12 protein-coding genes and 2 pseudogenes are annotated in these 9,469 nt (G+C 56.8%); 12 read left to right on the top strand and 2 right to left on the bottom strand.

Going from position 1 to position 9,469, the window contains the following annotated elements; translation table 11 throughout:
- Nucleotide 1 precedes the first annotated feature (1 nt).
- On the top strand, nucleotides 2-1,645 hold the full coding sequence (locus ACRHIG_RS20655; RefSeq protein WP_489627725.1) for a hypothetical protein: 1,644 nt from the start codon (nucleotides 2-4) through the stop codon (nucleotides 1,643-1,645).
- Nucleotides 1,642-2,094, top strand: coding sequence for a hypothetical protein (locus ACRHIG_RS20650; protein WP_489627724.1), 453 nt, complete (start codon nucleotides 1,642-1,644; stop codon nucleotides 2,092-2,094). The genes ACRHIG_RS20655 and ACRHIG_RS20650 overlap by 4 nt, the downstream gene beginning before the upstream one ends.
- A gap of 151 nt (nucleotides 2,095-2,245) precedes the next feature.
- On the opposite strand, the gene ACRHIG_RS20645 is transcribed toward ACRHIG_RS20650, so the two are convergent.
- Complete coding sequence (locus tag ACRHIG_RS20645; protein WP_489627723.1) at nucleotides 2,246-2,398, bottom strand: winged helix-turn-helix transcriptional regulator; 153 nt, start codon at nucleotides 2,396-2,398, stop codon at nucleotides 2,246-2,248.
- Nucleotides 2,399-2,500: 102 nt separating this feature from the next.
- Nucleotides 2,501-3,467: pseudogene (locus tag ACRHIG_RS20640) on the bottom strand (IS5 family transposase).
- Between the two features lie 642 nt (nucleotides 3,468-4,109).
- Between ACRHIG_RS20640 and ACRHIG_RS20635 the strand changes: the two are divergent.
- The 10 genes and pseudogenes from ACRHIG_RS20635 to fliE all read left to right on the top strand — a co-directional run bounded on the left by ACRHIG_RS20635 (nucleotide 4,110) and on the right by fliE (nucleotide 9,459).
- The gene (locus ACRHIG_RS20635) at nucleotides 4,110-4,823 is read left to right on the top strand and encodes a flagellar hook-basal body protein (RefSeq protein ID WP_489627722.1); all 714 of its coding nucleotides are present in this window, start codon (nucleotides 4,110-4,112) and stop codon (nucleotides 4,821-4,823) included.
- 6 nt (nucleotides 4,824-4,829) lie between these two features.
- Nucleotides 4,830-5,609 (top strand): flagellar basal-body rod protein FlgG, encoded by a 780-nt coding sequence (flgG, locus tag ACRHIG_RS20630; protein WP_489627721.1) that lies wholly within the window; start codon nucleotides 4,830-4,832, stop codon nucleotides 5,607-5,609.
- A gap of 42 nt (nucleotides 5,610-5,651) precedes the next feature.
- Nucleotides 5,652-6,593, top strand: coding sequence for a flagellar basal body P-ring formation chaperone FlgA (gene flgA / locus ACRHIG_RS20625; RefSeq protein ID WP_489627720.1), 942 nt, complete (start codon nucleotides 5,652-5,654; stop codon nucleotides 6,591-6,593).
- Nucleotides 6,594-6,596: 3 nt separating this feature from the next.
- The gene (locus ACRHIG_RS20620; RefSeq protein ID WP_489627719.1) at nucleotides 6,597-7,169 is read left to right on the top strand and encodes a flagellar basal body L-ring protein FlgH; all 573 of its coding nucleotides are present in this window, start codon (nucleotides 6,597-6,599) and stop codon (nucleotides 7,167-7,169) included.
- Nucleotides 7,170-7,171: 2 nt separating this feature from the next.
- Nucleotides 7,172-8,290, top strand: a complete 1,119-nt coding sequence (locus ACRHIG_RS20615) for a flagellar basal body P-ring protein FlgI (protein WP_489627718.1) — start codon at nucleotides 7,172-7,174, stop codon at nucleotides 8,288-8,290.
- A 69-nt stretch (nucleotides 8,291-8,359) separates the two neighbouring features.
- The gene (locus ACRHIG_RS20610; protein ID WP_489627717.1) at nucleotides 8,360-8,734 is read left to right on the top strand and encodes a flagellar basal body rod protein FlgB; all 375 of its coding nucleotides are present in this window, start codon (nucleotides 8,360-8,362) and stop codon (nucleotides 8,732-8,734) included.
- Nucleotides 8,734-8,817, top strand: a pseudogene (locus ACRHIG_RS20605) (hypothetical protein); the annotation flags it as partial. The gene ACRHIG_RS20610 and the pseudogene ACRHIG_RS20605, both read left to right, overlap by 1 nt.
- Before the next feature lie 131 nt (nucleotides 8,818-8,948).
- Entirely contained in the window at nucleotides 8,949-9,167 is a 219-nt protein-coding gene (locus ACRHIG_RS20600; protein WP_489627716.1) for a flagellar basal body rod protein FlgC, read from the top strand.
- On the top strand, nucleotides 9,167-9,358 hold the full coding sequence (locus ACRHIG_RS20595) for a hypothetical protein (protein ID WP_489627715.1): 192 nt from the start codon (nucleotides 9,167-9,169) through the stop codon (nucleotides 9,356-9,358). The genes ACRHIG_RS20600 and ACRHIG_RS20595 overlap by 1 nt, the downstream gene beginning before the upstream one ends.
- Nucleotides 9,358-9,459 (top strand): flagellar hook-basal body complex protein FliE, encoded by a 102-nt coding sequence (gene fliE, locus ACRHIG_RS20590; protein ID WP_489630849.1) that lies wholly within the window; start codon nucleotides 9,358-9,360, stop codon nucleotides 9,457-9,459. Before ACRHIG_RS20595 ends, fliE begins: the two co-directional genes overlap by 1 nt.
- Nucleotides 9,460-9,469: the final 10 nt, after the last annotated feature.

Genomic DNA, 9,469 nt, shown 5'->3' with positions numbered 1-9,469 from the left:
GGTGGCGACGGGATTGCAGCACAGTTTTGACTGGCGCGGTGTCGCGGCAGGAGCAATCGCCGGTGGTGTTTTTGCCGAAGTGGGCAATGCTATCGGGCAAGCACAGTATGGCGAGCAGGGTTGGGCCAATCTAAACGGCTTGGGGCAAGACGCGAAGGATGCCGCCCTGTGGAGCGATATCGGCAAGACCATGGCGCGCGGCGCCGCCTCCGGCGTGGCAGCGGGCATGGCCAGCGGTCTGGTGCGCGGCGGCAGCTTGCGCAACAGCTTCCCGGGCATCATGCAGGATGTGATCGCCAGTACGGTGGGCAATGCGATTGGGCTGGGGGCGCAGGTGACAGGACAGATGGCGCAGGCTAGCGCAGCGTCAGAAAGTGAACAAGGTCCAAAGGTCTATAAAAACGGCTCAACACTGAGTGATCGACAGTTGTTCGCTGGTGAAACAAATTGGTTGAGTAAAATGGGGTTGTCCGGCTATACCTCTGACAAAATATCCGATAGTTCTGGTTCATGGCGCGATACCGTGGATCAGTGGCGGGAGGAAAATCCAGGTTACATGCTGCGAGTTAACGTTCAAGGGAAATATTTATCTGCTGAACAGTATCTGGCGGAGCGCTTCCCCGGTAGCGACGCTGTATCGTTAAACTCAACTGAGCAGTCGCGCAATTTTAATCAGCGTTACTACAATGCCAATGAAGCATCGGCATCGCATCCTGCCATTGCGGCTTTTTGGCATGTCGCCGGTTTGACGAGCGACGCTGCACACAATTTGGAAGCTGCAGGCCGTGGCATTGTTTCGCTATATGATGATCCTCAGGCGCTCACCGCTGTAGTCAATGGATTGCAGCAAACGTGGAATCACTTGCCGACTGTCGTCATCAACGGTATGCAGAATTTCTCGCAGATGTCGTACGGCAAACAAGCTGAATCACTATACAAGTTCGGCTTGGAGAATGTTGCCACCTTCGGAGCTGGAAAGTTGGTAGCTACTACTGGGGGCGTAGCCTATCAAGGAGGGATGAATAGCGTAAAATGGCTGGCGCCGAAAGCGGGTGAGTGGTTGACCATATATGCTCAGCGTACAGGCATTGTTTTGAACGCAATTGAAGATACGCGCGTTCCTACATTGAATGGGGCAAATACCGCGTTAGTAGAATCCGAGGCGTCCGCGCTCCAACGGATGGCGGCGAACAATCGAGCAGGCTCACCGGCGACTGACCTACGAAGTGCGTACCAGCAAGCGAAGGGACAAGTGGATTTCGCTCACATCGAGGCTGACGTTCGCCTCAATTCTGCTGGTGGGTTGAAAGAGGCGAAAGGAGGGCATTTTTCGTCATCGCCACTAGTAGATATCGTTCCTGGCACCGAGTCGGTTGGTGCGAATGGTTCGATGTGGGCAAAAATAAATTTGAAGGGGCCAGATGGCAATTGGTATCTGAAGACCAATAACAATGGTTTTTCCAGCTTAACACCGGATACTTGGTCTCTCGCGCAAGCTAAAGGTGAAATGAGCCAAGCATTCTTAGGGCGGACTCAACTCCCCAACGGGAACTGGATGGGCAGTTCCAGCGGTGTAGACTTCCGATTCTATTCACCAACCAAAAATGTGCCATTGTGGCGCGGCTTTCCGGAGTACACACCATGATGAGAATTATTACTGAAGTTTTTAAAATGCCGAGTGGCTCCATTATTCCTTTACTCTACGCGGTAAAGGAGGATGGCCAAGTTGATCGAGCGGTAACCGATACTTTGTGCGATTTTGTGAGCCATTTGTTTCCTCCAGCGGACAAGGAATTTGAGAGTTTGCTTGCCCAAGTGAGTGTGGGAAAATACTTTCCGGCCAATCCATTGTTAGCGGATTTTGGAGTGAACGACGTCAATGCCTGGTTGGTTGCTCCACATGCGAAAGGCGGTGGCATTTCGATTTCAAATGAAAATATCTCGGACTATTCGATTGATGACGGACAACCACAACAATTTTCAGTTAAGGAATTTCACGCTGCATCTGAGTGTTGGAAGAATTTTCAGAAAATTATTCGAGAAAGAGGTGCGGAAAGCATTCTGGGGGAGAAATTTGAAACACTAATTCCATAACGGCGAATTTGTTGGGGAAAATCAGACGTGGGGACATCTTTTGGGGACTCAATTAGGTGGCTCGGGAGACATAGAAGAAAACTTGGTTATGTCCCTCGGTCTTATGCATCGCTGAAAGCTGGAATGCGTATTGATCGATGGCACGCTTGGATCACCGCTCGGGGTAGACAGGCTTTATGGTTTCCGAGCGCAGATGGCGACGGACAGTATTTCGTGAGATACCCAAACGCCTGGCGACTTCTCTAAATGGAACCTGGCCTCGAATACGCCAGCGTCGAATAATTCCTAGGGAAGCGCTGATCAATCAGGTTTTCTGCCGAAGTTGGCGCGCCAAATGGTCGACCAGTCTGCCATTCAAGCCCGCTTTTTCGTTCAATTAAACGCGATGCTGCGCGTCTTTCTGCAGTCAAGACGGATTACGGGATTCGGTAACCGTAAAACGTCTTCTGGCCAGTACCAGGTTGGAAGGCGAACAAGGTAAAAAGCTGTGCAGTGTTCTTGGCCAAGCCGCGATAGCGCGTCTTACGATGACGGAACAGGTTCTTGATGACATGAAACGGATGCTCGACTTTTGCTCGCACGCTGGCCTTCAGGTGCTCCAACTTTTCCGTCAGGCGCCCCAGTTTGTTTTTGGGCAGCGCCTTGCGTTTGGAACGTTTCATGGCCACGCGCCATGTCACCGACTTGCCGATGTGCTCGGGCCGTGTTTCCACGTCCTGATAGCCGGCGTCGCCAAGCGCGGCGGCCTCGTCGCCGTGCAGCAGCGCGTGCGCCTGGGTCACATCGGCGACATTGCCGGCCGTGCCGATGACCATATGCACCAGGCCAGAAGCGGCGTCGATGCCGACGTGGGCCTTCATGCCAAAGTGCCATGACTGGTGCATTTCCGAATCGCGCTTGCCGTCCTTGTTCTTGGTCGACGGTGGCGCGGCGATCAGCGTGGCGTCGATGATGGTGCCTTCGCGCATCACCAGACCCTTCTAGGCCGAGTGCGCGTTGATCGTGTCGAAGATCTGGCGCGTCAGCCCGTTGGCTTCAAGCAGGTGGCGGAACTTCAACAAGGACGTCGCGTCCGGCGCCGATTCGCGGCCCAGGTCGATGCCGACGAAAGCACGAATGGATTGGCTGTCGTAGATCGCGTCTTCGATACCTTCCTCCTACAAACCAAAGCATTGTTGGGCCACGTACATGCGCAGCATGCGCGCCAGTCCGATCGGTGGCCGGCCGGTACCTTCGACCTTCGGATAGAGCGGCTCGACGGCTTTATACAACTTGCTCCAAGGCGTTACACTGTCGATCTCGGCCAGGAAACGGTCGCGCCGCGTCAGCTTCTTCTTGGCAGCATATTCAAGGTCGGAAAAGCACTTTTGCATGGTCGATAGTCGATGGCGGACGGTGGCGATACCGTTATTGTGTCAGGTCGGACCGCAGCAGGGAACGGTACCAGATGAATAAATCAGTACTTCCGTAGTAATGCCACGTTGATCACTCCAATTCCCAGCTCAATGTCGTGACCAGGATTGTGTCTCAAACGTGGGGTAAGTGTCGTTTGCAAATTGTGGGGTGAAGTAGGTCAGATTTCCAGGCAAATCAACAAGCTTGAATAACCTAACTTTTAGGCGCAAGGAGGCACTGATTAATTCAGTTTGCACCATATTGTCACTGAATCGCATAGTGAGTCCTGGCCGCCCAGCGGCACGCAATATCACATCAAATCAGCTGACATGCTGTACGTTGACGCGTTGTTTGATCGCTCAGAGCGTAAATCCTCGCTGACGTAGTGAATTGATCAGCTGTTCCGTGCAAGCTTGTGGAGATTTACTTTTTGAAGTTGTATATAAAAATGATAAAAGTACATTGAATTTTGCTTTTTTTGAAAAATATTTCATATATTCAAGTAAATAAAATTGTACGTCACGGCAACAATTTTGTTGCCAGGTATGATATTGTTTCAGTCTACTCAAATTTTCTTCGTGCCTTCGTGCGCGGGTTCTGATTGCGCATGTATGGACTTGATGGCTATCGCCGGCAACGGCATGCAACATGATTTGCAGAGGCTGGAAACGATCAGCCAGAACGTGGCGAATGTACTCACTCCTGCTTATAAAAAACAGGTGGTGGTCGGTCCTGCGTTTGCCGCGCATATGCAGGGTGCCTTGGAACAAGATGCTGCATCTCCATCTATTCTTCCGCCTTCCCTGACGATCGACCCTTCCGCCGGTTCCTTGCGCTATACCGCCAATGCGCAGGATGTGGCGATAGAAGGCGCTGCCTTTTTTGAAGTGGAAAGCCGTTCTGGCCCGCAGTACACGCGGCAGGGCGCCTTGCGCGTCGATGTGAATGGCCGCCTGGTAGGCGCACACGATTTGCCGCTGGCTGGAGCCACTGGCGACATTATTCTTATTCCCGATCTTTTTAAAATCGATGCAAATGGCGATGTGCGCCAGGGAGAGCGTATTGCCGGGCGTTTGAAGCTCGTGCATTTCGCCAATCCGGAAGCACTGGTGCCGGTCGGTGGCGGTTTGTATGTGCAGGGAAATGCGCATTTGGCTGAGCGCGAAATGAGCAGTAAGGTTCGCTCCGGATTTCAGGAAGCATCGAATGTCAATTCCGCTCAGGAGATGGTGCGCCTGACGGAAACCGTGCGTCATTTCGAAGCGCTGCAAAAAATCATGCAGGGTTATGACGATGTGCTGGAAAAAACGATACGCAAGCTTGGGGAGTTTTAACGCAGCATGAACGATTCGCTCTATATCGCCGCCACCGGCATGCACATGCAGCAAAAAAGTGTCGACACCATCGCCAATAACCTGGCGAATGTGAATACGCCCGGTTTTAAAAAAGGGCGCGTCAGTTTTGAAGATATGGTCAGCCGCGAGGTGTCGCGCGCGGCGCGCGGCGATGATGTGCAGGCTGGGCAGAACCTGTGGCAAGGACGCGGTGTCGGTATCTTTTCACTGTCCCAGGTGTTCACTGCTGGCGACTTGAAAAAGACGGACTCGGCCATGGATGTCGCCATCAAGGGCGAAGGGTTTTTCGAGGTGGTCGACGTCGACGGCACCCCTGCGTACAGCCGCGGCGGGACATTGTCGGTCGATAAGGATGGCTTTCTGGCCACTGCCGATGGCCACGTATTCAAGCCGGCGATCCATGTGGGCAACGATGCCAGGGAAGTTACCTTGAGCACCGATGGCCGCGTGATGGTGAGCCGCGACAAAGGCGAGACAAGCGAGGCGGGGCGCATCGAGTTGGCACGGTTTTCCGACACGACTGGCCTGCTGTCGCTGGGCGGTAACTTGTACAAACCGTCGGAACGTTCCGGCGATGCGATCTACGGTAAGCCGGGCGACGATGGGCTGGGAACCGTAGCGCAAGGTTTTGTCGAGTCGTCGAATGTCAAGCTGATCGAGGAAATGGTCGACCTGATGGTGGCGCAACGTGCGTACGAAAGCAGTGTGAAAGTGATCCAGGCTTCCGATGAAATGCTGGGCATGAGCAATAACCTACGGAAATAATCCATGGCTGCCGCGCGATGCATCCACCGCTGGCTGGCATGCGTGCCGCTTGCCGTGCTGGGTATCGCGGCCCATGCCTCGACGGTAAAAATTGAGTTGCGTGACGAAGTGTTGCTGAGCGGCCCGCGCATGGCGTTGTCGGATCTTGCCAAGGTCGATGCCGGTGACGCGCGGCTGACACAGGCAATTGCTGCACTGCCGGTAGGCAGCGCACCTCTGGCTGGACATGTCGACCGGCGCAGCCGTGCCGAACTGGAAGTGGCTTTGCGTGGGCAGCAGTTTCCATTGGGGCAGCGCATTGAGTGGCAAGGGGCGCGTAGCGTGACGATACGCCGGGAAAGCCGCGCGCTGGACCCGGCCTTGCCACTGGCCGAAGCGGTCCGGCATGTGTCGGCAGTGTTCGGCCCCCAATATGCGTCGCTGGAACTGAGCCTGGCGACGCCGCTGGCGGAGCTGGCCTTGCCATCAGGCCAGGTGGAATACCGGGCGCGTGCCATCGAGCGCCAGTCCTTGCGGGCACGGCTGCCCGTGTGGGTCGATGTATTCGTCGATGGTGCCTTGTACCGCTCGGTGGTGGTGACCTTGGCGGTCGTGGCGCGGCAAGAGGTATATGTAGCGCGCCGCGCGCTGGCCGAGGGCGATACGGTGACGGCGCAGGACGTGGTGCTGGGCGTGCGCGATGTGGCTGGCCTGGCGGATGCGGCGATAAAGCCGGAGGCGCTGGCTGGCGCACCGCGTTTGCGGGGCGCGCTGGCACAGGGACAGGTATTGACAGTGCGGCAAGTAGCGCCGGCTGGCATGGTCATGCGCGGCGACAGGGTGGCGGTAGAGGTCAGGAATCATGGAATTTTGCTGGAAACTGTGGCTGTGGCGCAAGCCGATGGACAGCTTGGACAAATGGTGCCAGTCAAATTGCAGCAAAGTAGCGAGGCGGTCAGTGCAAAAGTCATTGCGCCGGGCCAGGTGCGAATCGATGGAAGGTAGGCAATGCGTTACTTGAAAATGGTAGGCTACTTGGCGATGCTGGCAGGCATGGCGTGCGCGCACGCGGACAGCCTGTATCAGCCTGGCAGCTACCAGTCGCTGACCTCGGATTTGCGGCCGCGCCGGGCCGGCGACCTGATTACCGTGATGGTGTATGAAAATGCCAGCGCCACCAGCACTGCCAATACCAGCGCCGGGCGCGACGCCGGCGTGGGTCTCGATATCCAGCGTCCGGGCCGCGGATATGCCGCTGGTATCAATGCCAATAATCAGATGGACGGCCGTGGCCGCACGGCGCGCGAAGGACGGGTGCTGGCGCAAATTACGGTCAGCGTGCGCGAAGTGCTGGCTGGCGGCGATCTGATCGTCGCCGGTGAACAAATATTGAATGTGAATAACGAGCAGCAGACGATCAAGGTGGAGGGCCGCATACGCCCGCAGGACGTGTCCGATGCGAACGTGGTCTTGTCGACCCGCATCGCCGATGCGAAGATCAGCTACGCCGGCCAGGGAGACCTTGCCGACTCCCAGCGCCCGGCCTGGTGGCAGCGTTTCCTGACTTTCTTCGGATTGTAACCATGATCAAACATCTATTGCGTGCTGGCTTGCTGGCGGCGTTGCTGTGCAGCAGCTGGAGCCAGGCCGAAGTGATACGCATCAAGGACCTCGGCAAGATGGCGGGCTGGCGCGACAATGCGCTGACCGGTTATGGCATCGTGACCGGCCTGGCCGGCACGGGAGACTCCAGCCGCAACAAGGCGACGCGCCAGTCGATCGCCAATATGCTGTCGCGCTTCGACATGAGTATCGTGGCCGACGATGTGCAAAGCCGCAACGTCGCCGCGGTCATGGTCACTGCCACGCTGTCGCCATTCGCCCGCGCAGGCGAGACGCTCGACGTGACGATCACCTCGATCGGCGACGCGCGCAGTCTGGTCGGTGGCGCACTGATGCTGGCACCGTTGAAGGGGCCGGATGGGCGTATTTATGCACTGGCGCAAGGCCCTGTCTCGGTTGGTGGCTACAAATACGATATGAACGGCAACGTCGTACAAAAAAACCATCCGACTGTCGCTTCGGTGCCTGGCGGCGCCGTCGTCGAGGTTGGCGTGCCGGCCGACGTTACCCATGCAGGCCAGAGCGTCACTTTTGTCCTCGCCGAACCGGACTATACGACCGCCACCCGGGTCGCCAGTGCCATCAACAGCGCACTGGGCATGGGCCTGGCGGTGGCGCAGGATGCCGCAGGCATCGAGGTGCGCATACCCGAGGCACGGCGCAGCCGCGTCACCGACTTCCTGACCGCTCTGGAAAATGTCACTGTCGAGCCGGACCGCCGCGCCAGGGTAGTGATCAACGAGCGCACCGGTACCGTGGTGTCGGGTGGCGACGTGCGTATTTCCAAAGTGGTGGTGTCACACGGTGAGTTGAAGGTGACCATCCTCACCGACAATTCGGTATCCCAGCCATTGCTGGTAAGCCGCGTTGGCGACGGGGTGCGCAGCGTGCGTGTCGCCAATAGCCGGGTTGATGTGGAAGAACGCGGTGAAACAGGTTATGTGGCGGCGACCAGCAATACGGTGGCCGACCTGGTGCAGTCGCTGGCGCGCCTGAAGACGAATACGCGCGACATGATTTCGATCCTGCGTGCCGTCAAAGCTGCCGGCGCACTGCATGCGGAGCTGGTGGTGCAATAACAAGCGAGCGCTGGCGCCAGTCGATGGCCTTGGCAGTAGTCATGAATATTGAAGCAGGAGCGTGGTTCCATGGTTTCCCTTATCGATAGCAGCACAACTGGTTTATTGAGTCTGGCATTGGACGCGGCAGGCATGCGCCAGCAAGCGATCGCACAAAATATTGCCAACGCGAATACGCCCGGATACCAGCGTCTGGCAGTCAGTTTTGAAGGCCGCCTGGCCGAATTGACCCGTAACACCACCATGGGCGGTGCGCCACCGTCGTTGGCAAGCCTCGGTGATTTCCGGCCAGCGTTTGAGCTGGCGGGGAACGGCGAACCGGTGGCGCTCGACATGGAAGTGGCGGCATTATCGGAAAACACCTTGCATCAGCAAGCTTTGCTGAAGGCATTGAACAAACACTTTGCGCTGCTGGGCAGTGCGATCAATGAGGGTAAACGCTGATGGACTATAACGCGGCATTCCAGATCAGCGCCAGTGGCATGCGGGTTGAAAAACTGCGGCTCGACGTGACGGCAGCCAATATTGCCAACATGCACAATGCGGCACCGTCGGTGGCGCAGCTGTACCGGCCGATGCAGGTTCTGGCACAACAGGCGCCAATGGCGTTCAGCCAGCAGTTCGGTGCGCTATATGCGGCCGGGCAGGGGGCGTGCAGGTGGCGTCGGTCGAACCGCAAGCGGTGCAGCCGCGCATGGTGTACGAACCGGGTCATCCCTATGCTGATACCAAAGGCTTCGTGGCATATCCGGGCGTCAATCATACGGCCGAAATGGTGAACCTGAATACGGCATTGCGTGCGTATGAAGCCAATGTGGTGGCCATGAACGCAGCCAAGACCATGGCCGCCCGCACACTTGAAATTGGAGGCCAGTAGTGGTGATCGAATCGATAGCGGCAGCCGCGCTGGCCCAGCCCGGAGTGGCGCCTGTGAGCGTGCAGCCTCCCGCCGCAGGTTTCGGCCAGTGGTTTGCTGCAGAGCTCAAGTCGGTCAACACCAGCCTGGAGCTGGCTGATACGGACGTAAAAAAGCTGGCAGCGGGGAAACCCAGAGCCTGCACGAGGTGATGATCCATCTCGAGGAGGCCAAGTTGTCGTTTCAGTTATTGGCGCAGGTGAGAAATCGTTTGCTGGACGCGTATCAAGAAATAATGCGGATGCAGGTATAGGAGCAAGACG

Source organism: Janthinobacterium sp. C22 (assembly GCF_057919405.1).
The sequence above is the reverse complement of the archived record's forward strand: the minus strand, read 5'-3'. Positions and strand labels throughout refer to the sequence as shown.